This is a genomic window from Christiangramia aquimixticola (genome assembly GCF_048285835.1).
GTDB classification, from domain to species: Bacteria; Bacteroidota; Bacteroidia; order Flavobacteriales; family Flavobacteriaceae; genus Christiangramia; species Christiangramia aquimixticola.
On record NZ_JBLVTL010000205.1, the window covers coordinates 1 to 302 of the forward strand.

The following is a 302-nucleotide window of genomic DNA, read 5'->3' on the forward strand; positions in this document are numbered from 1 at the left end:
GCAGGACTTCCTGTGGTAAGAACTTCACCTGACCATGGCACTGCATATAACATCGCCGGTAAAAATGTAGCCGAAGAAGGTTCTATGAGAGCAGCCCTACATTTGGCAGCAGATATTGTAAATCTGCACTTAGGCGAAGAGGAAGAAGGTTAAGGGAATCCAAAAAAGAAGCTGAAAACCAAATTTTATTTTAAATCTGTTTCAGCTATTTTAAATAATTACCTACATTTGCGGTCTTAAATCAGGAGCGTGAATCGTGAAATTCTGGAAAACATTTGATATTGAAGTCATTAAGTTTAAAG

1 protein-coding gene is annotated in these 302 nt (G+C 37.7%); it reads left to right on the forward strand.

The genetic code is table 11. The features are described from left to right. Positions 1-153: 4-hydroxythreonine-4-phosphate dehydrogenase PdxA (locus tag ACNKXV_RS14145; protein ID WP_417908356.1), on the forward strand; the 153-nt coding region annotated here is incomplete at its 5' end. Positions 154-302: the final 149 nt, after the last annotated feature.